This window comes from Pacificimonas flava, assembly GCF_000342165.1.
In the GTDB taxonomy this organism is placed as follows: domain Bacteria; phylum Pseudomonadota; class Alphaproteobacteria; order Sphingomonadales; family Sphingomonadaceae; genus Pacificimonas; species Pacificimonas flava.
The window spans coordinates 130,374-155,882 of record NZ_AMRV01000005.1 but is presented as its reverse complement, the minus strand read 5'-3'; the positions used below and the strand labels follow the sequence as shown (position 1 = coordinate 155,882).

Annotated in this window: 25 protein-coding genes and 1 riboswitch; of the genes, 10 read left to right on the top strand and 15 right to left on the bottom strand. The window is 65.6% G+C overall.

Annotated features, from left to right (window positions below):
* Positions 1-106 precede the first annotated feature (106 nt).
* Positions 107-856, top strand: coding sequence for a FadR/GntR family transcriptional regulator (locus C725_RS09165; RefSeq protein ID WP_008602213.1), 750 nt, complete (start codon positions 107-109; stop codon positions 854-856).
* Positions 857-905: 49 nt separating this feature from the next.
* Here C725_RS09165 and C725_RS09160 read toward each other — a convergent pair whose 3' ends face one another.
* Positions 906-2,711: an IlvD/Edd family dehydratase gene (locus C725_RS09160; RefSeq protein WP_008602210.1), complete on the bottom strand. Its 1,806-nt coding sequence runs from the start codon at positions 2,709-2,711 to the stop codon at positions 906-908.
* Positions 2,712-2,839: 128 nt separating this feature from the next.
* Between C725_RS09160 and C725_RS09155 the strand changes: the two genes are divergently transcribed.
* The 3 genes from C725_RS09155 to cobU all read left to right on the top strand — a co-directional run bounded on the left by C725_RS09155 (position 2,840) and on the right by cobU (position 4,546).
* Positions 2,840-3,784, top strand: a complete 945-nt coding sequence (locus tag C725_RS09155; RefSeq protein ID WP_008602208.1) for a Gfo/Idh/MocA family protein — start codon at positions 2,840-2,842, stop codon at positions 3,782-3,784.
* Positions 3,785-3,851: 67 nt separating this feature from the next.
* Positions 3,852-4,049, top strand: a complete 198-nt coding sequence (locus C725_RS09150; protein WP_008602205.1) for a DUF1289 domain-containing protein — start codon at positions 3,852-3,854, stop codon at positions 4,047-4,049.
* The gene (gene cobU, locus C725_RS09145; RefSeq protein WP_008602203.1) at positions 4,046-4,546 is read left to right on the top strand and encodes a bifunctional adenosylcobinamide kinase/adenosylcobinamide-phosphate guanylyltransferase; all 501 of its coding nucleotides are present in this window, start codon (positions 4,046-4,048) and stop codon (positions 4,544-4,546) included. The genes C725_RS09150 and cobU overlap by 4 nt, the downstream gene beginning before the upstream one ends.
* On the opposite strand, the gene cobD is transcribed toward cobU, so the two are convergent.
* The 11 genes from cobD to cobT all read right to left on the bottom strand — a co-directional run bounded on the left by cobD (position 4,530) and on the right by cobT (position 15,871).
* Positions 4,530-5,540, bottom strand: coding sequence for a threonine-phosphate decarboxylase CobD (gene cobD / locus C725_RS09140; RefSeq protein ID WP_008602200.1), 1,011 nt, complete (start codon positions 5,538-5,540; stop codon positions 4,530-4,532). The two genes, cobU and cobD, sit on opposite strands and share 17 nt — an antisense overlap.
* Complete coding sequence (gene cbiB, locus C725_RS09135; RefSeq protein WP_008602198.1) at positions 5,537-6,481, bottom strand: adenosylcobinamide-phosphate synthase CbiB; 945 nt, start codon at positions 6,479-6,481, stop codon at positions 5,537-5,539. Before cbiB ends, cobD begins: the two co-directional genes overlap by 4 nt.
* Entirely contained in the window at positions 6,478-7,938 is a 1,461-nt protein-coding gene (locus C725_RS09130) for a cobyric acid synthase (RefSeq protein ID WP_008602195.1), read from the bottom strand. Before C725_RS09130 ends, cbiB begins: the two co-directional genes overlap by 4 nt.
* 11 nt (positions 7,939-7,949) lie before the next feature.
* Positions 7,950-8,729, bottom strand: coding sequence for an ABC transporter ATP-binding protein (locus C725_RS09125; protein WP_008602194.1), 780 nt, complete (start codon positions 8,727-8,729; stop codon positions 7,950-7,952).
* Entirely contained in the window at positions 8,726-9,733 is a 1,008-nt protein-coding gene (locus C725_RS09120; RefSeq protein WP_243442726.1) for a FecCD family ABC transporter permease, read from the bottom strand. Before C725_RS09120 ends, C725_RS09125 begins: the two co-directional genes overlap by 4 nt.
* Positions 9,730-10,575 carry an ABC transporter substrate-binding protein gene (locus C725_RS09115; RefSeq protein WP_008602192.1) on the bottom strand — a complete coding sequence of 282 codons (846 nt, stop codon included), beginning with the start codon at positions 10,573-10,575 and terminating at the stop codon, positions 9,730-9,732. Before C725_RS09115 ends, C725_RS09120 begins: the two co-directional genes overlap by 4 nt.
* A gap of 4 nt (positions 10,576-10,579) precedes the next feature.
* Positions 10,580-12,508 (bottom strand): TonB-dependent receptor plug domain-containing protein, encoded by a 1,929-nt coding sequence (locus C725_RS09110; protein WP_038282685.1) that lies wholly within the window; start codon positions 12,506-12,508, stop codon positions 10,580-10,582.
* A 194-nt stretch (positions 12,509-12,702) separates the two neighbouring features.
* A riboswitch (cobalamin riboswitch) is annotated at positions 12,703-12,907 on the bottom strand.
* 53 nt (positions 12,908-12,960) lie between these two features.
* A complete protein-coding gene (gene cobO, locus C725_RS09105) occupies positions 12,961-13,569 on the bottom strand; it encodes a cob(I)yrinic acid a,c-diamide adenosyltransferase (protein WP_008602188.1) in 609 nt (202 codons plus the stop codon).
* Positions 13,566-14,093, bottom strand: a complete 528-nt coding sequence (locus C725_RS09100; RefSeq protein ID WP_008602186.1) for a histidine phosphatase family protein — start codon at positions 14,091-14,093, stop codon at positions 13,566-13,568. Before C725_RS09100 ends, cobO begins: the two co-directional genes overlap by 4 nt.
* Positions 14,084-14,851, bottom strand: a complete 768-nt coding sequence (gene cobS, locus C725_RS09095; RefSeq protein ID WP_008602184.1) for an adenosylcobinamide-GDP ribazoletransferase — start codon at positions 14,849-14,851, stop codon at positions 14,084-14,086. The genes C725_RS09100 and cobS overlap by 10 nt, the downstream gene beginning before the upstream one ends.
* Positions 14,852-14,854: 3 nt before the next feature.
* Positions 14,855-15,871 (bottom strand): nicotinate-nucleotide--dimethylbenzimidazole phosphoribosyltransferase, encoded by a 1,017-nt coding sequence (gene cobT, locus C725_RS09090; protein ID WP_008602181.1) that lies wholly within the window; start codon positions 15,869-15,871, stop codon positions 14,855-14,857.
* A 126-nt stretch (positions 15,872-15,997) separates the two neighbouring features.
* Between cobT and C725_RS09085 the strand changes: the two genes are divergently transcribed.
* On the top strand, positions 15,998-17,659 hold the full coding sequence (locus C725_RS09085; protein WP_038282679.1) for a M28 family metallopeptidase: 1,662 nt from the start codon (positions 15,998-16,000) through the stop codon (positions 17,657-17,659).
* 10 nt (positions 17,660-17,669) lie between these two features.
* Here C725_RS09085 and C725_RS09080 read toward each other — a convergent pair whose 3' ends face one another.
* Together C725_RS09080 and C725_RS09075 are read right to left on the bottom strand one after the other, a co-directional pair.
* A complete protein-coding gene (locus C725_RS09080; protein ID WP_008602177.1) occupies positions 17,670-19,160 on the bottom strand; it encodes an MFS transporter in 1,491 nt (496 codons plus the stop codon).
* Between the two features lie 180 nt (positions 19,161-19,340).
* Positions 19,341-20,108 carry a TerC family protein gene (locus C725_RS09075; protein ID WP_008602172.1) on the bottom strand — a complete coding sequence of 256 codons (768 nt, stop codon included), beginning with the start codon at positions 20,106-20,108 and terminating at the stop codon, positions 19,341-19,343.
* 188 nt (positions 20,109-20,296) lie between these two features.
* Between C725_RS09075 and C725_RS09070 the strand changes: the two genes are divergently transcribed.
* Positions 20,297-21,082 carry a cytochrome c oxidase assembly protein gene (locus C725_RS09070; RefSeq protein WP_008602164.1) on the top strand — a complete coding sequence of 262 codons (786 nt, stop codon included), beginning with the start codon at positions 20,297-20,299 and terminating at the stop codon, positions 21,080-21,082.
* Positions 21,079-21,579: a CopD family protein gene (locus C725_RS09065; RefSeq protein ID WP_008602162.1), complete on the top strand. Its 501-nt coding sequence runs from the start codon at positions 21,079-21,081 to the stop codon at positions 21,577-21,579. The genes C725_RS09070 and C725_RS09065 overlap by 4 nt, the downstream gene beginning before the upstream one ends.
* Here the strand turns inward: C725_RS09065 and C725_RS09060 are convergent.
* Positions 21,549-22,061, bottom strand: coding sequence for a DUF2231 domain-containing protein (locus tag C725_RS09060; protein WP_008602160.1), 513 nt, complete (start codon positions 22,059-22,061; stop codon positions 21,549-21,551). The two genes, C725_RS09065 and C725_RS09060, sit on opposite strands and share 31 nt — an antisense overlap.
* Before the next feature lie 12 nt (positions 22,062-22,073).
* Between C725_RS09060 and coxB the strand changes: the two genes are divergently transcribed.
* From coxB to C725_RS09045, 3 genes are read left to right on the top strand one after another with little or no spacing between them, the layout of a single operon-like run.
* Entirely contained in the window at positions 22,074-22,742 is a 669-nt protein-coding gene (gene coxB / locus C725_RS09055) for a cytochrome c oxidase subunit II (RefSeq protein ID WP_420804922.1), read from the top strand.
* A complete protein-coding gene (gene ctaD, locus C725_RS09050; protein WP_008602157.1) occupies positions 22,739-25,195 on the top strand; it encodes a cytochrome c oxidase subunit I in 2,457 nt (818 codons plus the stop codon). Before coxB ends, ctaD begins: the two co-directional genes overlap by 4 nt.
* Positions 25,192-25,509: a hypothetical protein gene (locus C725_RS09045; RefSeq protein ID WP_008602155.1), complete on the top strand. Its 318-nt coding sequence runs from the start codon at positions 25,192-25,194 to the stop codon at positions 25,507-25,509. Before ctaD ends, C725_RS09045 begins: the two co-directional genes overlap by 4 nt.

The following is a 25,509-nucleotide window of genomic DNA, read 5'->3' as shown; positions in this document are numbered from 1 at the left end:
ACGCGCTCCGGTCTTGGTGATTGTCCTATTTATAATATCTAACTGACATGTCTAGCATTGTGCGGACGCGGCGGTTACAGCTTCCAGGCATGCCGGTCGCGGACCGGTGGAGGAACCGACAGGGAGGGGACGGCTTCTGGCGCTCGCTCAACAATTTGGCCGCAATCTGACATACGGCCTGCTCGACCTTTTGGGCCGGGAAATCGTAACCGGCCGTTTTCGCGACACACCGTTTCCGACGGAAGCGGAGCTTGCGAAACAGCATGGCGTCAGCCGCTCCGTCACGCGCGAGGCCGTAAAGATGCTGACCGCGAAGGGCCTTCTCAGCGCGCGTCCGCGGCAGGGAACCACGGTGCAGCCCGCCAGCTCATGGAATTTGTTCGATCCCGACGTGCTGCGCTGGCTGCTGGAACGGCAATTCTCGCTCGACCTGCTGCGCCACTTCAACGAACTTCGCGTCGCCATCGAACCGGAGGCGGCTGCGCTGGCCGCGCGATTCGGAGATAAGGAGGACCTCGCCGCCATTGCGGCCGGCCTGGAACGCATGCGCGCGGCGGAACGGGGAGAGGACGACACGCTCGATGCCGACATCGCCTTTCACGATGCCGTCTTGCTGGCTTCGAAGAACCCTTTCTACCTTCAGTTTCGGGGCATCGTCGAAACCGCGCTGAAGACGTCGATCCGCTTTACCAACCGGATCAAGGGACGGACGGCCAGCATTTCCGATCACGCCGCCGTGGAGCGCGCCATCGCCGCGCACGACGTGGAGGGTGCGCGCAGCGCCATGCGGCATGTCATCGGCGAGGTTCTGGTCCTCATCCACTCCGCCGAAAAGGAAGAGGGACATCTGAGCTGATTGCGCCGCCCGGTGGGCGGCGGAAACCAAAGACCGGCCCCGGCGCGCGTCAATGGCTGTCGCGCGGCAAACCTCGCTGCTGTGCGATCCGCTGGAAGGAGACGGCATCCTCCAGCACTGCGCCCGTGTCGAACTGGCCGGTCAGGCCGCGCTGGATTTCCTGCCAGGGTGTCTGCGAGCGGGGCGTGAAGCCGGCCATGGCCTTTTCGACCTCCTCACCGCGCCGGCCCCATTCGTCCGCCTCGACCAGCGCATCGACCCGGTGTTGCCGCAAATCGATGCGAATCCGGTCCCCGGTGCGCAGCCGGGCGAGGCCACCCTGCGCCGCGGCTTCGGGCGCTGCGTTCAAGATGCTGGGTGAGCCGCTGGTACCGGACTGCCGGCCGTCACCGATACAGGGAAGCGCGGTGATGCCCTTCTCGATCAGATAGGACGGCGGACGCATGTTCACGACCTCCGCGCCGCCCGGATAGCCGATCGGCCCCGCGCCGCGCATGACGAGGATGGTATCGATATCGATCCCGAGCGCCGGATCGTCGATGCGGCCGTGATAATCCTCCGGCCCATCAAAGACGACGGCCCGCCCCTCGAACGCGTCCGGATCGTCCGGATTGCTGAGATAGGCCCTGCGAAACGCATCGGAAATGACGCTGCGCTTCATGACCGCGCTGTCGAACAGATTGCCGCTGAGGACCGTAAGTCCCGCAGCCTCGAGAAGCGGGCGCGAGAACGGCCGGATGACATCCTCATTCTCGATCGGCGCCTCTGCGACATTCTCTGCGGCAGTCCGTCCGTTGACGGTCAGCGCGCCCTCTTCCAGCAATCCTGCGCGCAGGAGTTCGCCCATGACGGCCGGGACGCCGCCGGCGCGGTAATAATCCTCACCGAGATACTCGCCGGCCGGCTGCAGGTTGACGAGCAGCGGCACATCCGCACCGTACTCCTCCCAATCCGACAAGGACAGTTCGACGCCCATGTGCCGGGCAATGGCATTCAGATGAATGGGCGCGTTCGTCGAGCCGCCAATGGCCGAATTGACGCGTATCGCATTCAGGAAGGCCGCGCGCGTCATGACGTCGGACGGTTTGCGATCAGCCTTCACCATCTCGACGATCTGCCGCCCGGTCTCCCATGCACATTGCTGACGGTCGCGGTACGGCGCAGGGATGGCGGCCGAACCGGGCAGCGACATGCCGAGCGCCTCCGTCAGGGAATTCATCGTCGTCGCCGTGCCCATGGTGTTGCAATAGCCGGTGGACGGCGCCGAGGAGGCTACGAGCTCGACAAACCCCTTATAGTCGATTTCGCCCGCGGCCAGCATTTCCCGCGCGCGCCAGACGATCGTGCCGGAACCGGTCCGCCGCCCCTTGTACCAGCCATTCAGCATCGGCCCCACGGAAAGCGCGATGGCGGGAATGTTCACTGTCGCGGCGGCCATCAGGGCGGAGGGGGTGGTCTTGTCGCAGCCGATGGTCAGCACCGCCCCGTCGAGCGGATAGCCGTAGAGGGTCTCGACCAGGCTGAGATAGGCGAGATTCCGGTCCAGACCCGCCGTGGGGCGCTTGCCCGTTTCCTGGATCGGATGGACGGGAAATTCGATCGGAATGCCCCCCGCCTCGCGAATGCCGTCCTTCACGCGCTCGGCAAGAACGATGTGATGGCGGTTGCAGGGCACCAGATCGCTGCCGGTCTGGGCTATGCCGATGATCGGCCGGCCGGACTGAAGCTCCTCTAGGCTGAGGCCGTAGTTCAGATAGCGTTCGACGTAGAGCGCGGTCATGTCAGGGTTCTCGGGATTGTCGAACCAGGCCCGCGATCGCAGTCCACCCTGCTTGCTATCCTGGCGATTACCCATGATTCGGCCCTTTGCGCTCTTCCAACTCACATTTTCGGCCCATAGACCGCCAATCCTTGATAACGATACTGGCCGCAGCTAGAAACATATAAATATTATAAAAGAACCTTTGTGAAATGGGAGGTATGATGAGCGAGGCATCCGCGCGGCCGATCCGGCTGGGCCTGGTGGGCATAGGAAAGATCGCCCGCGATCAGCATATACCGGCGATCAACGCCTCCCCGGATTTCGAACTCGCCGCGACGGCCAGCCGTTCCGCTTCGGTGGACGGCGTTCCCGGCTACCGAACGATCGAGGAGATGCTGGCCGCAGGACACGACCTCGATGCGGTGTCGTTCTGCACGCCGCCGGTCGGCCGGCACGATCTTGTGTCCCCTGCCATCGCCGCGGGCTTGGCGGTGATGATCGAGAAGCCGCCCGCCGCCACCCTGTCGGAGGCACGGGCGATGACCCGCGCCGCAGAAATTGCGGGGATCCCCTTCTACACCAGTTGGCATTCGCGTGCGGCACGGCATGTCGAGGATGCCCGCTCATGGTGTGCCGAACGGCAGGTTTCACGCATTCATGTCGAGTGGCGCGAAGACATTCGCCAATGGCACCCCGGACAGGAATGGATTCTGGAGGCCGGGGGTTTCGGTGTCTTCGATCCGGGCATCAACGCGCTCTCGATCTTGACCGCCATCCTGCCGAAGAGCGTAGTTCTGTCTGCTGCGACGCTGGACGTGCCAAGGGGACGCGGCGCGCCCATAGCGGCGACATTGCAGGGAACGAGCGGCGACGCGGCTTTCTCCGCCGATTTCGATTTCCTGCAAACGGGCGAACAGACCTGGTCCATCCATCTGGAAGATGCCGCCGGCGAAACCCTGTCACTCATCGAGGGGGCCGGAGCCATGACGCTGGGCGGAGAGAGACAGCCGGCTTCGGAAGATTCAGGAGAATATCCGCATCTCTACGCGCATTTCGCGACCTTGGTGCGCGAAGGTCGTTCCGACGTCGACCTGTCGCCGCTGGAACTGGTCGCCGATGCGTTTCTGCTTGGTGAGCACCGCGCGACCGAACCCTTCTCCTTTTGAGGAGAGGGCGCCGGGCCGGACGCTCATGTATCTTGCGCGCCCGGCGCCTTCCTGTCTTGAAGATCGGGTGCCCTCTGTCCCGCCCCCATCTGCATCGAGCCTGTCGCCCTGCATCGGTGTCTGCGCTCTCGACAAGGAGCGGCACATTTGTACCGGGTGCGGCAGAACGCTGGCGGAGATTGCCGGTTGGTCCACGATGGACGATGCCGAGCGGCAGGTCATCATGCGCCGACTGAACGAAACGCGTGCGGAGTGGGACACGTGATCCGCCTCTATCTTGGCGGCGCACGCTCCGGAAAGAGTCGGCACGCGCTCGAAGCCGCCACGGCAGGCGAGGCCCCTCATATCTTCGTCGCGACCGCCCAGCCGTTCGATGCGGAAATGGAAGAGCGCATCGTCCGTCACCGGCAGGAACGCGGCGCGGAGTGGCAGACGATAGAAGCGCCGCTCGGCCTTGCCCCCGTTCTGACGCAGGCGCAGTCCGGTACGATCCTTGTCGACTGCTGCACCTTGTGGCTGTCCAACCTGATGTTGGCGGAACACAAGGTTGAGGCCGAGGTCGATACGCTGGTCGCGGCGCTGACCTGCTGCCCGGCGAATGTCCATCTCGTCTCCAACGAGGTGGGCAGCGGCATCGTACCCAACCATCCGCTCGGCCGGCGGTTTCGCGACGAACAGGGGCGGTTGAACCAACGTCTCGCCGGGCTGGCGGATCGCGTGGACCTGATCATTGCCGGCTTGCCGCTCAAACTGAAGGGCTGAGCGCGGCCTGCAAGCGCGCCAGCGCGTTGGCATCTCCCGGCAGACCGATACGCAAATGATAGGGATCGTTGTCAAAGCGGCGCACCGCGATCCCTTTTTCCGCAAGCTGGGTCCACACCGCCAGAGCATCGTCCGCGCGGACGTAGCGGAAGAGCAGCGTTCCGCCCCTGTCGACAAGGCCGGCTCGGTTCAGGACCAGCCGCAGTTCATCGCTTTCGCGCCGAACCTGCGCGGCTGTGCGGCGCAGCCACCCGGTATCGCCATAGGCTTGCTGCCCGGTTCGCAGCGCGGCGCCGGACACGGCCCAATGCCCGAGAAGCGCATCGAGCCGGCGCAGCACCTTCGCCTCGGCAAGAACGCTGCCTAGACGAAGACCCGGCAGGCCATAGGTCTTCCCGAAGGACCGCAGGATGATCAGCCCCGGTGCCCCTGCCCGCCCCGCGACGCTGATGTCCGGGGACAGATCGGCATAGGCCTCATCGACGATCAGCGTGCCGCCACGCTCCATCAGCGCAGCGTGCGCCGCCGCGACCTCCGCACGTGTGCAGACCCGCCCGTCCGGATTGTTCGGATTGACGATGACCACGATCGACGCGTCATCCGCTTTTGCCATCTCAAGCGGATCATCGTGCAGCGACAGCCGTGCGCCCGCGCTGCGCCAAGCGTGCTCGTGATCGGCATAGCTTGGCCGCCGCACCGCGACACGCCGCTCGCGCAGGATGTACGGCAGAAGGCGGATGACGAGTTCGGTTCCCGGCACGGCACGGCACGCGTCCGCCGCGCAGCCAAAGCGTGCAGCCATCGCCGCCTCACAGGACGTACGCAGCATCTGTTCCGGCAAAACGCGATCATATGCATGGGTGGAAGGGCCATGGGGATACGCATGCGGGTTGATGCCCGTCGACAGGTCGATCCACGGCTGCGGCGCATGGGGGAAAGCCTGCCGCATCAGATCGATCCGGCCGCCATGGGCGGTATGCGGGTCCTCGCTCATCGAACCGCCAGACCCGCCACCAGCAGCCCTGCCGCCGCAAGACCCACGGCCCGGCGATAGATGCCGAGCGCCCTGTCGATATCGGCCATCGATGCCGGTTGCCCCGCCGCGTTGAGCCAGGGATCGTCACTCGGCCCCTCCGGATAATGACGGGGACCCGACAACACGATTCCGAGCGCATGAGCCATCGCCGCTTCGGGCCAACCGGCATTCGGCGAACGGTGCGCCGCCGCCTCCCGGCGCAGCCGCCCCACGGGAGGCATCTGTCCGGCGGCGGCTGCGATCAGTAGCGCCGTCAGACGCGCCGGAATCCAGTTCGCGGCGTCGTCGAGGCGTGCAGCGACCTTCCCATACGCCTCGTAGCGCGCACTGCGATGTCCGATCATCGAGTCGAGCGTATTCACAGCCTTGTACGCGGCGAGCCCCGGCAGGCCGAAAAGCGCGCCCCAGAACAGCGGCGCCAAGACCCCGTCGGAGGCATTCTCCGCCAAGCTCTCGATTGCCGCGCGCGCAGCGGCGGCCTCGTCCATATGGTCGGTATGCCGCCCGACGATGCGGCCGACACGGTGGCGCGCGGCGGAAAGGCCGTCGTTCCTATAGGCGGATGCGACCGCCGCAACGTGTCCGTGCAGCGATCGCGCCGCAAGCAGGCTCGCGGCAAGGATTGCCCCCGCTGCGGTGCCGCGCCAACCGCATGGCAGCGCGCCCTGAACGACAAAACCTGCGGCCGCCGCGAGGAATACGAGCGCAGCCGTACAAGCATCGCCCAGAAGAATGCGCGTGAGGCGCGAGGAAGCCGCGCGGTTCGTGCTGCGCTCGACACGCCCGGCCAAAGCACCGAACGCGCGCACGGGGTGCAGCGGCGTTCGTCCGAGCCGGTCGGAAAGGCCGGTGGCGACTTCCAGCGCCAGACCCCCCAGCATCAGAAGCGGCAAATTCATCGCACCGATGCCGCAAGCGCCAAAAGGGCATCGATGTCCAGCGCCGCTTCCATGCCGTCCGCCAGATCGTCGAGCGCCTGCTCCACCGACTGTTCATAGTCGGCAGCCGACGCGGTGCCGCTTCGGATACTTTCCAGCCACTGCCGGCGAAAGGCATCGCTTGCGAACAGGCCATGCATATAGGTGCCGAGTATACGGCCGCCGGCCGCCACCGACCCGTCGAGCCGGCCATCGTCGAATCGCAGAAGCGGCGCGGACAATGCCGGACCGTGCGAGCGGCCGGTATGGATCTCGTATCCCGCAACCCGCGCGCCGGCGCCCGGCATTCCCTCCGTCCGGCCCTGAACGGAGCGGACGATCTTTTTCGGCAGCATCTCCGTTTCCATGTCGAACAGGCCGAGGCCGATCGCGCTGCTCACGCTGCCATCGGAGCCTGTGGGATCCCGTACGGAGCCGCCCATCATCTGAAAACCGCCGCATAGACCCAGCAAATGTCCGCCCGCAAGGACGTGCGCATGGATATCGTGGTGCCAACCCTCCGCCGTCAGCATGGCAAGATCGCCCACCGTCGACTTCGTACCACACAGGATAATGGCGTCCGCGCTGCGCGGCAGCGGTCGTCCGGGCGGCACGAAATCCACTCGGACGCCGGGTTCGGCGCGCAGGGGATCGAGGTCGTCGAAATTGCTGATGCGGGAGAGCAGCGGTACCGCAACGTGCAGGCGGTCATCCGGCGCCGGCCGCCGCTCCAGCACCACGGCATCCTCGGCCGGCAGGCGCGCCGCCGACCCCAGCCAGGGCACCACACCGAAACACCGCCAGCCGGTGCGATGCTCGATCGTGCGCACGCCCGCATCGAACAGGGCGGGGTCACCCCGGAACCGGTTGATCAGGAAGCCCGCTATGCGCGATGCATCCTCCGCCTCCAGCACTGCCTGCGTTCCCACCAGCGAGGCAATGACGCCGCCGCGGTCGATGTCGGCGACCAGGCAGACGGGAACGCCTGCCGCCTGCGCAAAGCCCATATTCGCAATATCGCCCTGACGCAGATTGACTTCGGCGGGACTTCCCGCCCCCTCAACCAGGATCAGGTCGTGCCGCTCTGACAGGGCGCGAAAGGCCCTCAGCACTTCCGGCAGAAGCGTTCCTCGGCGCGCCATATAGGCGGCGGCCTCGTCTCGGCCCCGCGCGCGGCCATGCAGGACCAGCTGCGCGCGGCGGTCGCTTTCCGGTTTCAGAAGGACCGGGTTCATCTCCACCGTCGGCGGAATGCCGGCGGCCCGCGCCTGCAAGGCCTGGGCCCGGCCGATCTCGCCCCCGCCCGGGCATGCCGCCGCGTTGTTCGACATGTTTTGCGGCTTGAAGGGCGCCACGGATACGCCGCGCCGCCGCGCGAGCCGGCAGAGGCCCGCGACCATCAGCGACTTGCCGACGTCCGACCCGGTGCCCTGCAGCATCAGGGCGCGCGTCACGCGGCGGGTCCGGCGATCTCGACGGACACGTCTCCACTCGCGCCCACTGCAACGTCCGCCTCGACGACGAACACCGACCGCAGCCGCTCGGCGGTCATCGTGTCCGCCGGCGTTCCGTCGGCGACGATGTGCCCTTCGCTCATCCAGATCAGCCGATCCGCATAGCGCGCGGCCAGCGTCAGGTCGTGAACGACCGCCAGGACCGCTCGTCCCGCTCCGGTGGCATTCGCGAACAGCTGCATCACCTCGTGCTGATACCGCACGTCGAGCGCGGCGGCGGGTTCGTCCGCGACAATCAACGGCGCCTCCGTCGCCATCGCCCGCGCCAGATGCACGCGCGCAAGCTCGCCGCCGGACAAAGTGTCGGCCGACCGGTGCAGAAGGGGCTGCAAGCGGCAGGCGGCGACAGCCTTCTCGACGGCGATGGCATCATCGCCGGCCAACCGCCCCGGCCCTCCGCCATAGGCAAAGCGGCCGAGCGCGACGAGATCGATCACAGGCTGCGGCCAGGCGAGCGGCCGGCTTTGCGGCAGATAAGCCGCGCGCAGCGCGCGCTGGCGCATAGAAAGGCGCTGCACGTCCTCGCCCGCTAGCCGGGCGGTTCCCGTATCCGGTTTCAACAACCCGAGGGCGAGGCGGATCAGCGTCGTCTTGCCCGACCCGTTTGGGCCGATCAGCATGGTGAAACTGCCGGGCTGCAAAGCAAAGCTTGCGTCCGTCACCAGAGCGCGGCCACCGGCGCTGTAGCCAAGGCCCTCTACGTGCAGTGCACTCATGCGATCAACCTGCGCCGCGCCGCGATCCAGATGAAGACCGGCGCGCCGAGAAGGGAGGCGACCACACCCAGCTTCAGTTCGCTGTCCGTCGGCAGCACCCGTACGCCGATGTCCGCAGCCATCAGGATCAGCGCGCCGAGAAGCGCCGCCGGTAGCAACACCTTTGCCGGGTCGTGTCGTACCAGCGGCCGGACAAGGTGCGGGGCGACGATCCCCACGAAACCGATGGAGCCCGCCAGGGCCACCGATGCGCCCGTGGCAAGGCCAGCACCGAGGATGATCAGCACTCGCTGTCGCCGCAGGTTGAGACCGAGACCCTCGGCCGCCTCCTCTCCCAAGGTCAGCGCCGACAGGCCGCGCCGCGCGCCGAAAAGAAGCGCACCGCCCGCAATCAGGAACGGTGCGGCGAACAGCAGATCCTGCGCGCTGCGATTGGCGACGGTGCCCAGCATCCAGTTCACCATGTCGGCGAGCGAGAACGGATTGGGCGCCAGATTCATCAGCAGCGCCATCAACGCCGCCGAAAAGCTGGACAGGCCCACGCCAATCAGGATCAGCGTCACCACCGAACGCGTGCGCAGCGCCGCTGCCGCGACGATGCCCGTCGCGGCGAGCGCACCGAACGTCGCGGCCAACGGCAGGGTCAACGGCCCGGCGACGGCAAGTCCGAAATACAGCGTCGCGCTCGCGAACAGGGCCGCCGAGGCGGAGACGCCGAGAACGCCGGGCTCCGCCAAGGGATTGCGCAACAGTCCTTGCAGACCGGCCCCGCTGAGGCCGAGTGCGGCGCCGACCAGACCGGCGGCTAGGACGCGGGGCAGACGGATCTGCCAGATCACGATGCGATCGCCTGCGCTTCCGCCCCCGAACAGCGCAAGCAGCGCCCGGTCGAGCGGGAGCGATACGGATCCAAGGGTCAGAGCAAGCAGGAGCACCAGTGCCAGCGCCGCCACCAGCGCCATGTTCAAGCCACCCTCCCGCAACTGGCCAGGCAAGCCCGTCATACCGGCGCGCCCCGCGCGGCGGCCAGCGCCTCGACCGCATCGATCAGGAACCAGCCGCCGCAGGATGTCCACGCCCCCTCAAGCGGCACGACCGGCAATTCGGCGAGCTGGGCGCGGGCGACCGGGTGACGCGCCGCGCTCCAATTGTCGACATGGTTCGTCGCGCTTTCGAAAAAGGCCGCAGCCACAACGTCCGGCCGGTCATAGGCCAGCCGCTCGAGCGGCAATGGGTTCCAGCCGGCGCGCGTCTGGAAATTCCGGTAGCCGGCCGCCTCAATCATGTCGTTGACCAGCGTTCCCGGGCCAGAGGTCACGCCCGCCGGAGTCATATAAAGCAGTTCCGGTTCCGCGCCGGACGGGGCCTTTGCTATTCTCCCGATCCGTCGACCGACTGCGTCGGACAAGGCCTTCGCTTCTCGCGCTTTCCCCAGCGCGGCGCCGATCCGGCGCACCTCCGCCCGCACCTCCGAGATGTCGGTGGGAAAGCCGACCTGAAGCACCGGAACGCCGGCCCGTTCCAGTGCGTCCGCGATGCCGGGCTCGCCGCCATAGGAGCGCACCACCAGATCGGGCTGCAGGATCAGGATATCCGCCGTTCGCGGTCGCACCTGCGGCAGCCCCTTCGCGCGTGCCCGCATGTAGGAAAAGCGCGCGTCCGCATCGGGGGACACGGCGGCGATCTCCTGCCGGTCCGCGAAGCGCAGTACATACTGGTCCGCGCAGTAATCCAGGCTCACGATGCGGCGCGGCTCCGTCCCGCCGGCCGGGCCATTGCCTGCCCCGCCGGGCGAACAGGCGGCAACAAGGACTGAAAGACCCAGGGTCAGAAGCGCGCGCCGCATCGGATCAGATCACCAGACGAACGCCGCCAAGAAAGGTCTGCGGCGCGGCGCCATAGCGGAAAACGGTTTCATATTCCGCGTCGAACAGGTTTTCCGCACGGCCGTAAAGCTCCACCCCCTTCGCGACGGGAACGGACGCGCGCAGATCGACCGTCACATAGCCATCGAGCGCGCGGCTGTTGGAGGCGTTGTCGAAACTGTCGCCCACCTGCACGACCGTCCCGCCGAATGCGATGCCCGATGGCAGACGATAGTCGGCGAGCAGGCTGACCTTGTGCTTTGGCTGACGGGCGAGGACGTTGCCCGTCGCTTCATCCTGCGTATCGATGAAGGAATAGTTCGCGGAGAGGTCGAAGCCTGCCGCCGGCCGTAGCGCAAGGCCGACCTCAACGCCGTCCGCATTCGTGCGTGCGATGTTGCCATAGGTCCCGTTCGGGCGGTCCGTGCAAATCGGGTCAGAATTCTGAAAGCAGGATACGAAGGCGATCTGGTTTTCGGCATCGCGGCGGAAATAGGTGACGCCCACTTCCGCGAGGCCGCCGACCAGGCGCTGCGTAACGCCCACGTCCCAGCTGTCCGACTGTTCCGGCTGCAACGCCTCATTGCCATATTCGCTGTAGAGCTGATAGAGCGCCGGCGCCTTGAAGCCCTCCCCAAAGCTACCGCGGATCGTCGTCGAACCGGCATTCGGCGTATAGGCTCCGCTGACCGCGAACACCGTGTTGCCGCCGAAGGTCTCGTGATGATCGTAGCGCACGCCGCCGGTCAGCGACAGGCCGGCCAGCGGCGTCAGGTTCACCTGGCCATAGATGCTGTCGATACCGACCTCCGCCGTCGCGGCCGGGCCGCCATAGCTGGAGCTGCGAAATTCGGAGGTCTCGGTTTCCGCGCCGAAGACCAGCTCGGCATGATCCGCCGCCTCGAAAACGCCCTGATATTCGAACCGCCGATTCTCGCCGTTCGCATCGAACGTCTCCACGTCGCTATTGCCCGACCGGTCGATATTCTGACGGTCGATATTGGTATAGGCAAAACCGATCCGGTTGCGGAAACGGCCGTCCATCAACGATGCGTTCAGCCCGCCATAGCCGACGAAATCGGTCCGCTCGGAAATCTCGTCCGTGTCGGCGAGTGCGAAGTCGGGGGCGGGAAACCCGTCCACCTCCGTCTCGCCGTCGGCATAGAAACCGCGCAGATCCAGCGAGATGGTGTCGGTCAGATAGACATCTACCTTGCCGTTCGCGCCCCAGCTTTCGAAACCGTCGGGCTCGATACCGCCACGCGCGCGGCTGAATGCGGAGATGCCGTCGGTGCGCAAATAATTGCCGCCCGCGCTGACGGCCACGGGGCCGAAACGCTGAGAGACATTGCCGACCAGTTGCGCCGTGTCCCGTTCGCCATATTCGGCGCGGGCGAAGGCCGCAAGGTCCTCGGTCGGTTCGCGCGTCAGCAGGTTGATGACACCGCCGATCGCCTGGCTACCGTACAGCACCGACTGCGATCCGCGCACGACCTCGACGCGGGCGATGTTGCCGGTCAGCAGCGATCCGAAGTTAAAGCCCCCACCGGGAGAGGCCGGATCGTTCAGCTTGACGCCGTCGATCAGGACGACGGTCTGGTCGCTGTTCGCGCCGCGAATGCTGACAGAGGTGCTGGTGCCAATCCCGCCATTGCTGTTGAAGGTGAGCCCCGGCACGGTGCGCAGAAGGTCGAGGACCTCCGTCGGCTGCCGCTCGATAATCGCCTTTTCGCCGATGATGCTGACGGACTCGCCGACGTCGGACAGGCGGCGCTGCGTGCGGTTCGCAGTGACCACGATGGTATCGTCGTCCTGTGCGCCCGCCTCGACCAGATTGGGGGACTGCGCCGCTGCGACACCGGGTACGCAAAGGACGGCGCCGATGGCGGCGCCATAAAGGATGATGGGCTTCATGTTCGTCTTGTTCCAAAGCACAGACGGGCCGCGCGTCCGGGCGCGACCGGGATTTGACAGTGTGGCCGGCCGGACGGGCGACGCGGCCAAAAGCGCGGCCGCAGCACAAATCCGACCCCGAAACGAGCCATTCTTGCTGTCGTTACTTTGGGAAACGTTTCGCTTCCTGTCCGCATGGGCTGGACCCGGCCCCCGGACGAACGACGCGACGGCAGGTCTCCTGGCTCGCCGATCATCGCTCGCTAGACCCGTCTTCCCAGCCGCGCATGAACGCGCTGCCAGTGACATTTCCGGTCCGGAACTTCCGGCTTACAGTTGCGGGCACAGCGCCGGTTTCGCACCGACTTCCCTTTTCACCGCCGTCCATCGGACAGAGGCACCGTCTGCGGCCGCCTTTGGCGCGGCGCGGCGCGGCTTGTCAATCGCCGAGCGCGAATGCGCCGCATCGCCGGTTAGAAATCGATGCCTTGCTGAGCGCGGATGCCGGCGTGAAAGGGATGCTTCACTTCGCGCATCTCGGTCACGCCGTCCGCGGCATCCATCAGTTCGGGCTTCGCGTCCCGACCGGTCAGGATTACCGCCGTATCCGCGCGCGCCTCTAGCGCCGCCAGAACGTCCGTCACGGAAAGATAGTCATAGCGAAGCGCGATGTTGATTTCGTCGAGGACGATCAGCGCGAAATCACCGCTTTCGATCAGCGTTCTCGCCTTTGCCAGCGCGGCCCTTGCTGCCGCGATATCCCTGTCACGGTCCTGTGTGTCCCAGGTGAAACCGTCCCCCATGACGTGCCATTCCAGAAGGTCTGGAAAGCGCGTGAAGAATTGCTTTTCCCCGGTTTTCCACTTCCCCTTGATGAACTGTACGACCGCGACGCGCTGCCCCCAGCCAAGCGCGCGGGCGATGACGCCGAACGCGCTCGTCGACTTGCCCTTGCCATCACCGGTATGGACGAGAACCAGGCCGCGCTCGGGGTCGGTCAGCGTCCGGCGCTTCTCGCGCTGCGCCGCCTGCAGCTTTTCCATCTCGGCCTTGTGCCCGGCATTCTGTGCGGCTTCGGTCATTCCAATGTCTCCTCCAGACGCAGCGCCTCGCAGAAGCCGAGCCGCGTCTCAAGCGCGTCCACCCGGCCGACGGCGCGAAGCGCGGCGCGTACGACCCCCAGATGCGTCACGACGAGACTGTCGCCCGCCCGGCCCTGAACGTCCCGAATGAAATCCGAAACGCGTGCGCCCAGCATGGCCACGCTTTCGCCGCGATGCGGCCGTGCGCCCTCGACATCCGCCGCCCATTCATCGATTTCCGAACGGGGAATTTCGGTCCAGGGCCGCCCCTCCCAACGCCCGAAATCCATCTCCGCCAGCCTGACATCGACGATCGGACTCTGGCCCAAATGCCGGCCGAGCGGGAGGGCGAGGTCCTGGCACCGCGACAGCGGACTCGTCAGGATGCGCGCCGGTTTGCCGAGCGAGGCCGCAAGGGACGCCAACTCGGCCGCGCCCACGGGTTCCGCCGCGACGTCAAATTGCCCATAGCAAAGCCCCGCCGCATCCCGGATCGGCGCATGGCGCAGAAAGATCAGAGCCATGCCAGCAGCGCCAGATACGCTCCCACTTCGGAAATCTGCTGCACGGCGCCCAGACAATCGCCTGTATATCCCCCCAGCCGGCGCTCGAACGCGGCACGTGCCAGAATATGGCCGGCGGTGAGGCCCAGCATCAACGCGCCCACAAGCGGCAGGCTTGTATGAAGCGCGAACCCGGTCAGGATCACGATGCCAATCAGCGCAGCCGTCGCCAATCCGCTCATGTTCATACTGTCCGCAACGGGTTTCGCCGTCCCGTCGCTGCGGACGTAGCGCGACGTGGCGATGACGATCAGGGCGGACAGGCGCGACAACCCGTGCACGGCGATCAGCGCAGCCAAGGCGAGCGCGGCCGGCAACTGCGCCAAGGCTGCGACCTTCAGCGCCAACACGATGAACAGCGCCGCAGCGCCGAACGTGCCAAGCCGGCTGTCGCGCATAATTTCAAGAGCACGGGCCGGCGATGATGCCCCCATCCCGTCGAACAGATCGGCCAGCCCATCCTCATGAAAGGCACCGGTCAGGAGCAGGGTCGCAGCAGTCGCGAGCAGCGCGCCGACAACGCCTCCGCCGATTGCCAGCCCGCCGGCAAACCCGGCAGCGGCAACTGCGCCGATCAGGATCCCCACAAGGGGATAATAGCGCGCGGAGGCCGTGGCCATGTCAGAATCGTGGGCCAGGAGTGGCACGGGCACGCGCGTCAGGAACATGACCGCCGCGAGGAAACGGGCAAGTTCCCTTTTCAGAAGGTCGGCTGACATTCGTCAGCGGCGCTCCGTCACGCCGGCATCGGCAAAGCTCGCCATGCGGAAGATCGCCGCCGCCGCCCTCACTGTCGGCCAAGCCAGAAGAGCGCCCGTCCCCTCGCCCAGCCGCATGTCGAAATCGAAGAGAGGTCGCGCGCTGACATGATCGAGCAGGGCACCGTGCCCGCGCTCGGCAGAGCGGTGGGACCAGATCAGTGCGCGGTCGACCCGGGGCTCCAGCGCGCGCGCCAGCAGGGCCGCCGCGCCGGCGATAAAGCCATCGACGATGACGATCCGCCGCTTCCGGGCTGCACCGAGCATCGCCCCGGCCATGGTGCCGATCTCGAAGCCTCCCACCTCCGCCAGCGCCGCGCGAGGGGACAGACGACCGGTACGCGCCGCAGCCCTTTCCAGAATGACGGTCTTTCGCATCAGGGCCTCATCGTCGAGCCCGGTTCCCCGGCCGGCTAGAACAGCGACGGGGATGCCGGTCAATTTATGCGCGAGCAGCGTCGCGGACGAGGTATTGGCGATGCCCATTTCCCCGAAGCATACGGCATCCGCATCGATAGCGGCTCCGTACCGAAGGCCATTATCCAAAGCCGCCTCAGCGTCCGCCGCCGCCATCGCAGGCCCGTGCAAACTGTTCGCCGTTCCCGCACCCAGCCGCAGCGAAACGAGGCCGGGCCTCCCGTCCGGCTCCGTACGAACACCGCAGTCGACGACGGTTACGGGAACGTCCATGCTCTGCGCGATCACGTTCGCCGCTGCGCCGCCGGCAAGGAAGTTTGCGACCATCTGCCCGGTCACATCCTGCGGGAAGGCAGAGACGCCGGCAGCTGCAATCCCGTGATCGGCAGCAAAAATCGTCAGCGCCGCGCGCTTCATTTTGGGGACCAGCCTTCCCTGCAGCGCCGCGATCTGCGCCGCGAGCGCTTCCAGACGACCAAGCGACCCCTGCGGCTTCGTCTTGCCGTCGAGCGCCGCTGCGATTTGCGCTGCGGACGGTTCGCCGGCCTGCGCGGCATCCTGCATTCTGGCCCCTTCTGGATCTCGGTTCGCAGCTGCCCGCTAGCAGACCGGGGCCCGGCAGTGCCATGCCCTTTGCGGTTTGTTCGCTAGCGGCTTGCCCTGCTGCGCGTCCGCCCTAGTGTGCGCGGCATGACGATGATCCGCCGTTTCGCCTTCGCCGCCGCGCTTCTTGCCGGCACAGCCCACCCCGCTCTTGCCGAGATGGATATTGACCCCGCCCAGCTTGAACAGACTGTCGGGACGCTGGCTTCCGATACGTTCGAGGGCCGCGCGCCGGGAACCGCAGGCGAAGACCGCACGCTCGGTTATCTGATCGCCAGGTTCGAGGCGCTTGGGCTGGAGCCTGCCGGCCCGGACGGCCAGTGGCTGCAAACGGTACCGCTGCTGCATACGAAACTTGGCAAGGGCAGCATGGCCTTTGCAACGCCGACGGGGACCATGCCCGCCACCCAGGCAGAGGAGATTTACGTCTCCACCATCCGTCCCGACGACGTCGCGCGCGTGGAAAATGCGCCCGTCGTCTTCGTCGGCTACGGCGTCAATGCGCCGGAACGCGGCTGGGACGATTTCAAGGGCGCAGACCTTAAGGGAAAGGTCGCCGTGTTCCTGGTAAACGACCCCGATTTTGCGGCGCGGCCCGGTGAGCCGGCGGCCGGCACGTTCGGCGACAAGGCCATGACCTATTACGGGCGCTGGACCTACAAGTTCGAGGAGGCGGCGCGGCAGGGCGCGGTCGCGGCGCTGATCGTTCACCAGACGGACGCGGCCGGCTATGGCTGGAACGTCGTCGAAAGTCCCGGGGGCGAGAACTACGACATTGAGCGCGCGCCGGATGAACTGACCAGCCTCGCGCTGCAGGGCTGGATTGCCGGCGATGCGGCAACGCAGCTCTTCAGTGCCGCCGGGCTGGACCTGGCGGCATTGAAGGAAGCGGCCCGCTCCCCCGACTTCCACCCCGTCCCGCTCGAGGGCGTGACCTTCAACGCATCCGTGCCGGTGCAGCATGAGCAGGTCGACAGTCACAATGTCCTCGCCCGTATTCCGGGGACCGCCCACCCGGATCAGGTCATCATGTACGGCGCGCATTGGGACGCCTATGGCGAGGGCAAGCCGGACGAGCACGGACATATCTACCGCGCGGGCGCGAACGACGATGCGCTCGGCATCGCCGGCATGCTGGAAATCGCCCGCAACATGCAGGCCGGCCCGCCGCTGGAGCGCAGCGTGATCTTCGCCGCTTGGACGGCAGAGGAACGCGGCCTTCTAGGTTCGGAATATTATGCGGCAAATCCGGTCTTTCCGCTCGAAAAGACCGTGGCCAATCTCGACATCGATATCCTGCAGACCGCCGGCGCCGCGAGCGACGTGATTTTGGTCGGCGAGGGGCAGAACACGCTGGAAGACCGTATGGCCACAGTGGCCGCGACGCAGGGGCGCACGGTGACGCCGGAAAGCCTGCCGCAGAACGGTTTGTTCTACCGGGCCGACCATTTCTCGTTCGCCAAGCGCGGGGTGCCGGTCATGCTGCTGATGGGGATTGCCGGTGCTGCCGACCTGAAGGACGGCGGGCGTAAGGCCGGACAGGCCTGGATCGATGACTATACCGGAAATTGCTATCATCAGGCATGCGACCGTCTCAGCGAGGATTGGGACCTGACCGGCGCTATCCAGGATATTGCGCTGATCGGCACGATCGGCGCCGACCTTGCCGGCTCCGGCGACTGGCCGACCTGGAAGGACGGCTCGGAGTTCAAGGCGCGGCGCGAGGAAAGCGCCGCCGCCCGGCAATAAGCGGGCCTTGTCAGTCGGCAGGGTCCGCGATCATGTCGGCGTTCGCCGCCTGTCGCCGGTCCCGCTCCTCGAGCGCGCGCAGATTGGCCTCGTGGCTGGTGCGATCGATTTTGTAGAACAGCAGGCAGGCCGCGCCGGCAACGTAGAGAAAGACCAGCATCGGCACGTAGATGAGCGCAAGGTCCTGCGCGACCCCCGCCTCCAGCGTGGCGGGATCGGTTCCCGGCTCCAGCCCGACAGCGGCAACGAGAAGACCGGCCGCGAAGACGCCGATGCCCGACACCGCCTTCTGCATGAAGGTGTTCGCGGCATAGAACAGCCCCTCCGTACGGCGACCGGTCGAGAGCTGGCTTTCCTCGACCACATCGCCGACCATCGCATGCACCAGGATCGCCGAACTGACGCCGCAGGCGGAGTAGATGGAGACGAGCGTGAACAGGGCCGGAATCAGGTAGGGGCTGTCATTCGAGAAGAACAGGCCGCTGAGGCGCAGCACATAGGGCATGGCGCCGACGAAGACGGCAATCACAGTCAATCCCAGGGCGGCGTTGCGTTTGCCGAAGCGCCGCGACGCCCACGGCGCCAGAAACAGGCCGAGAAAGGCCCCCATCAGGGAATCGAGCGCAAGAATCGCCAGCTCGTTCGAATTGAGGCGCCACAAATAGGTTCCGAAGTACAGGATCAGCGCGCCCGTCATGCCGATGGCGGTATATTTCAGCATGCCGAAGCCCAGAATGGCGAGAAAGCCGCGATGCGAGAAGCTTTCCCGCATCTGCGCAAGGTTTCGGCGCATCCCCACCCGCTCCCGAACGGGCTGCGGCCTGAAATATTTGACGCGGTGAAGCGTGCCGAAGCTCGACACGAGGATCGAAGCCAGCATCAGCGCCGCGCCCGTAATTGCGAACGTCCAGTAGCCGGCGGGATTGAGCTGCCCGACCGGGAAGGCCTCCGTCGGTTTCAGAAAGACGAGGAGAGTCAGAAAGGAAATGCCAACGCCGCCCAGGTAGCCGAAGAAATAGCGGAAGCTGGCGATGGAGGTCCGCTCGTCATATTCGCTGGTCAGTTCGGGCGCGAGCGCACTGCTCGGGATTTCATAGAAGGTGATGAAGGTTCGCACCGCGCAGCCAACGACGAGAATGTAGAAGAACATCTGCACGTCATTCAGCCCGGCCGGCGGCAGAAAGAGAAACAGCAAGCTACCGGCGGCGGGGATGGCCGATGCGAACATCAGCGGGTGGCGCCTGCCCCAGCGTGTGCGGAGATTGTCCGACAACTGCCCCACCAGCGGATCGGAGATCGCGTCCACGACCAGCGCGACGAGAATGGCGAGCGATACGAGTTCGGCGCGAACGCCGATCACCTGGTTATAGTAGACGAGCAGGAAGGTGCGAAAGGCAACGTCCTTGATGCCGTAGCCGATGGAGCCGGCGCCGTAGAACAATTTGGTCGAGAGTTTGATGGGCGGCGGCGTATCGGCAGCAGCGGTGCCAATGGCGATCATAGCGGACCCCTCCCTAAGGCGCGTGGGAAGCCTGTGGCGCCGTCAGGTTGCCGCGCTGCCTTCCCAGGATATGGGCGGACCGGACGGCATGGGTCCGGTCTCATGGTTTCCCTTCAGGTTATCTGGACGGCGCGGTTTGGGAACCGGCAGAAATGACAGTCCCTAGCGCGCCGCCGCCGCTCATGATTTTGTCCGTCGGCGGGCAAAGATGTTCAGTGCCTCGACCCCGGCGGAGAAGGCCATGGCCGTGTAGATATATCCTTTCGGCACATGCACGCCGAAGCCGTCCGCGATGAGCACCGAGCCGATCATCAGCAGGAAGCCGAGTGCCAGCATGACCACGGTCGGATTGGCATTGATGAAGTTCGCCAGGGGGTCGGCGGCCAGCAGCATGACAAGGACGGCGGCGATCACCGCGATGACCATGATCGGCAGGTATTCCGTCATGCCGACCGCCGTGAGGATGGAATCGATGGAAAACACCATGTCGAGGAGCAGAATCTGAAAGATGGCCGCGCCGAAGCCGATGGCCGCTTTTCCGCTCTCGAACATGTCGTCCTTCGGACCGGGATCGACATTGTGATGAATTTCCTTTGTCGCCTTCCAGACAAGGAAAAGCCCACCCGCAATCAGGATGATGTCACGCCAGGACAGCTGCGTTTCGAACGTGGGTTCGCCGTGCGGGCCCGGCGGGCCGCTGAAACCGAGGTCGACCACCGGCGCCGTCAGTCCCACCAGCCAGGCGATAACCGACAGAAGCGCGAGGCGCATGATGAGGGCGAGACCGATTCCCAGCCGCCGCGCCTTTTGCCGCTGCGCCTCCGGCAGCTTGTTGGACAGGATCGAGATGAAGATCAGATTATCGATCCCCAGCACGATTTCCATGACGACAAGTGTCGCCAGCGCTGCCCACGCGGCAGGATCGCTCGTCCAGTTCAGCCAGTCCATCTTCGTTCGCCCATCCCTTTCTTCTTACGCCGTTCCGCCCCAACGATCCTTATAGACGGTGACAACCGTTCTGGAATGCGCGCTGGTTCCCGCCGCGATAGGAACTCAAGGCATGCCGCGCGGTTTATGATGGTGGGGCGCAGGGTGCTGGACACGCAGGATTCGTGGGTCGGCATCAAGGTACGAGAGTGACAAGGAAGGGGGAGGGCGCCATTCCGCTCGAAATCGCCTATTGCGGCCCCGCCCCGCTGCCCGGGGATTGGCTGGCGCGCTGGAACGTCGACCCGGTGCTGCTGACGGTGCTTGCCCTCTGCGCGCTCTGGGCATTTCGTCTGCCCGGGCGCGCCAGATTCTCTGCATTTTCCGCCCTCACCGTACTGACGATCGTCTTCGTGTCTCCGCTTTGCGCCTTGTCGAGCGCACTCTTCTCCGCGCGCAGCGTTCACCATATTCTGCTGGTGACCGTCGCCGCTCCGCTGCTGGCCGCTGCGCTTCCAAAGCGCGACCCGAGGGACGGACAGACATCGAACGGAGCGGCTCTCCCCTTCGCCCTCTCCACCCTTGTCCTATGGGCGTGGCACCTTCCCGGTTTTTATACCGCGGCGCTGGAAAGCACGCCGCTTTACTGGGTGATGCAGGCGTCGTTGTTCGGCACGGCACTCTGGTTCTGGCGATCCGTTCTGCATGCACGCGCGAGCATGCCCCTTGCCGCCCTGACGCTTGCCGCCGCCGCGGGGCAGATGGGCCTTCTCGGTGCAATTCTGACCTTCGCGCCGGAGCCGCTTTATCCGCATCATTGGCTTGCGCCGCTCACGTACGGCCTGTCGCCGCTTGAAGATCAGCAGCTTGCCGGCCTGATCATGTGGGTGCCGGCCATGCTGCCCTATGCCGCCGCCGCGATGCTGATCGCGCGGCGGGCGTGGCCGCAAGAGAGTCTTTCGCAGGCCGGCACCGCCGCCACCGGCTTGCAATGACGATTTTCATAGCCTTCATGAAGGGGATGCATATCTCCGCGGTCCTGTTCTGGGCGGCGGGCCTTCTGGCGCTGCCGATCCTTCTGGCACAGCATCACCGCGAGGAGACGCAGGAGGAATATACGCGGGCTCGCCGCTTCTCGCATTACGGCTATACCCATGTGGTCACGCCGGCAGCGGTCGTGGCCGTCGGGGCGGGCATGGCGCTGATTTTCCTGCGGGAGGTCTTCGTACCGTGGATGTTCGCCAAACTCGCGCTCGTCGCGCTACTGGCAGCGCTTCACGTTCATGTGGGAACCATCGTGGTTCGCATGGGCGAACGATCCGGGCGCAGCGACGCCCCCTCGCCCATCCTGCCGCTTGGCGTCGGCGCCGTACTGTTGACGGCGATCCTGCTGCTCGTCCTTGTAAAGCCGCTTATTCCGGACACGGTTGCGCCCGAATGGCTGATGATACCGCAGAACCGTCAATTGCCGGTGGACGAGGTGCCGACTTGATAATCGAACACCAGCTTGCCGCCATGCCATCCCGCAAAGAGAGCCATGCCGGCGGAGAGGGCCGACAGCATCAATCCCCATGGCAGCAGCGCCTTCTCGTACCCGTACAAACGAAAACCCCAGTTCGCGCCCAGGATGGACAGGAGCGTCATGGCGACCACGAAATGCGTCCAGCTTGCCGCTCGGGCACGGATGCCCGGTACGCTCAAAAGCTCTACGGTGCCGGAAACACCGGCGGCCAGCCCCATCAGGAACGCCATGCCGGCACCCCAAATGGCCGCACGTGCCCAAAACAGGTCGCCCGTCCACCAATAGAACAGATCGGCCCCGAACGCACAGCCGGTCAGACCGATCGGAAAGGCGACGAGCATGGCATGGATAGGATGTCCGGCTACCGCGATCTTGGACTCCGCGCGGTCGAACTTCGGATTGCTGCTGATCGGATCGACCAGCTGATCCTCCTTGTCTTCCGCGCTCGCCATCGCCGTCCCTTCCTGAATAAAGTCGCACTGCCAACGCTTGTCGGCGGATTTCTTTCAACCGCCTGCACGGGCGATCTGTCCGCACTCGATCCGGCGGGACCGGCTGCACGTGCAATTTCCTCTATCTGGTGGGTCATGCTCGCAGGGTCCACCGCGATCCTGCTGCTGGTTTGCGGTCTGATCGCATTCGCTTTTCTCAAGCGCCGGCCGGCATCCCCGGCGAAACGCGTCTGGATCGTCGGCGCGGGCCTCGTCTTTCCCATCACGGTCCTGACCGCCCTTCTCGCCTACGGCCTTGTGATCGGTGAGAGGCTGCTGCCACGGCAAAGCTCGGACCTTGTCCGCGTATCGGCGGAAAGCAGCCAGTGGCGCTGGGTGTTCGGATATGATGGGGGCGGGCGCCGCACCTATGATGCGCTCCACATCCCCGCAGGCCGCCCGGTCGACGTGGTGCTGACGACAGCCGACGTTATCCATGCCTTCTGGGTGCCAAGGCTGGGCGGCAAGATGGACGCGGTTCCCGGGCGCCAGAACGTGCTGCGCATCGAGGCGGACAGGCCGGGAATCTATGCCGGCGTGTGCGCGGAATATTGCGGCATCGGCCACGCCCGTCATGGATTTCGGGTCGTCGCGCACGACGCGGCCGGGTGGCAGGCCTTTTCGGCGGGGGACAGGCCGTGAACGCGCTTCGCCGCCACAGGGACCTTGCGCGAATTTGGGACTCGCCTCCCGGCTGGCGCGGCGCGCTTGCGTCGGTCAATCACAGCCAGCTTGGCATTCGGCTGATCCTGACCGCGTTCATCTTCTTTCTGATCGGCGGAATTCTGGCCATGCTGATCCGGGCGCAGTTGGCCACTCCGGGCAGCGCCTTTGCCGGTCCGGACGTCTATAACCAACTGTTCACGATGCACGGCAGCATCATGATGTTCCTGTTCGCAATTCCCATGTTCGAGGGGTTCGCGATCTACATGCTGCCAAAGATGCTGGGGTCGCGGGACTTCGCCTTTCCGCGCATAACCGCCTATGGCTGGTGGTGTTACCTGTTCGGCGGCAGCCTTCTCATCATCGCCATGCTGGCCGGCCTTGCGCCCGATTCCGGCTGGTTCATGTATACGCCGCTGTCATCCAAGCCCTATTCGCCGGGCATCAATTCCGACTTCTGGCTGCTCGGCATCACCTTCGTGGAGATTTCCGCGATCGTCACGGCGGTCGACATCGTCGTGTCCATCCTGAAGGTGCGCGCGCCGGGCATGTCGCTCGACAAGATGCCGCTCTTTGCATGGTACATGCTTGTGACGGCGGGCATGATGCTGATTGGCTTTCCGCCGCTCATCCTCGGCTCGGTCCTTCTGGAACTGGAGCGTGCCTTTGGCTGGCCCTTCTTCGATGCCGCGCGCGGCGGCGACTCCCTTCTGTGGCAGCACCTGTTCTGGCTGTTCGGGCATCCGGAGGTCTACATCATCTTCTTGCCGGCTGCCGGCGTCATTTCGACCATCCTGCCCGTCATGGCGCGCACGAAGATCCTGGGTTACGGCTGGATCGTCGGCGCGATCCTCGCGCTCGGTTTTCTCAGCTTCGGACTGTGGGTCCACCACATGTTCACGGTCGGCATTCCGCACATGGCGCTCGCCTTCTTCTCCGCCGCGTCGACACTGGTGGCGATCCCGACTGCGGTGCAGATCTTCGCGTGGATCGGCACGCTGTGGAGCGGGCGTCCGCAGTTGCGCATGCCGATGCTCTATCTGATCGGGTTCTTCGTGACCTTCGTCATGGGCGGACTGACCGGCGTCATGGTCGCGGTCGTGCCGTTCGACTGGCAGGCGCATGACAGCGCCTTCGTCACGGCGCATCTGCATTACGTACTTGTCGGCGGCTTTGTTTTTCCGATGTTCGCGGCGGCCTATTACTGGCTGGCCCATTTCACGGGCCGTCAGCGGCAGTACCGGCTGGGAACGCTGGCGTTCTGGTTGATCTTCGTCGGCTTCAACATGACGTTCTTCCTGATGCATCTTGTCGGCCTGCTGGGCCAGCCGCGCCGCATCGACACCTATCCCGAAGGAATCGGCTGGACGTTCTACAACCTCCTCTCCTCCGTCGGCAGCTTCGTCCTCGCCTTCGGCATCGCGCTGTTCGTGATCGATATCTCGCTGCAATTCTTCCATGCGCCCAGAAGCCGCCGCAATCCCTGGCGCGCCGGGACCCTGGAATGGGGCATGAGCCTGCCGCCGCCCAGCTACAATATCGGCAGCATTCCGCACGTCGAAAGCCGCGACCCGCTGGAGGACGATCCGCGCCTCGCCCACCGCCTCGCCGCCGGTAAGGGCTATCTTTCCGAACCGAGGCGCGGCTGGCGCGAGACCATGGCGGTCGACATCGTCACCGGCCGCGCGGATCACATTCTGGTCGTTCCCGGCAACACCATGCTGCCGATCGTCACGGCGCTCGTCACCGGCGCGTTCTTCGTGCTCATGCTACTCAAGTTCTACTGGCTGACGCCCCTACCCCTGGCCGGGATGGCATGGCTCGGCTGGCGCTGGGCGGCGGCGCTGGGCCGCAAGGAAGATGTCGGCCCGCTGCCCATTCGCGGCGAGGAAACCGCGCTGACCCATGCGGAAGTGGAGGATCCGCCGGGCTGGTGGGGCAGCGCCTTCCTGCTTGCCGCCGACGCGACGTTCTTCGGAGCCCTGCTCTTCGGTTATGCCTATCTGTGGACCATCGCACCGAACTGGCCGCCGCCGCGCCTGATGGAGGCCTCGCTGCTGACGCTCGGCCTCGGCCTCCTCGGCGCGGGTGTCGCAAGCGCTGCGCGCCACCGGCCCGCCGCGCAGCGAGAGGGGCTGGGGCTTGCCGGCACTGCCGCGATGCTGATTGCGCTGACCCTGAGTGCGTTTTTCGCGCCGCCGCCAACGGAGCATGCCTATAATGCCGCTCTCGGCGTCATGTTCGGCTATGCGGGATTCCATGTCTTCGTTGCGCTGCTTGCCCAGCTGTTCGTCCTGCGTCGCCGCCGCGCTGGCTATCATTCGGCCGCGAGGCGGGCGGAGCCGCGCATTGCGCAGCTCTGGACCGACTATGCCGCCGGTGTCACAGCGATCGTGCTGACGGCAAGCCATGTTCCGGCGCTGATGGCATGAACATGATCGTTCGCCTGTTGGCCGGGCTCACGCTCTGGGCTGCCGCATTCAGTCTGATCTATGCGATGGAGGGCGCAGCCTGCGCGCTGGAATGGCACCAGCTGTCCTTTGGCCCGCTGAACGCCGCGCGTACGCTTCTCGTCGGCCTGTGGATACTCTCGCTCCTCGCGCTGGCCTACCTGTCGTGGAGTTTTTGGCCCCGCGCCAGGATGGGCGGCACGCTGGACCGCGTCGCGTTCGGGGCCGCGCTGGCCGGCCTTGCCGCCGCGGCTTATACCGGCATGCCGACGGCGACGCTCAGCCTCTGCCTATAG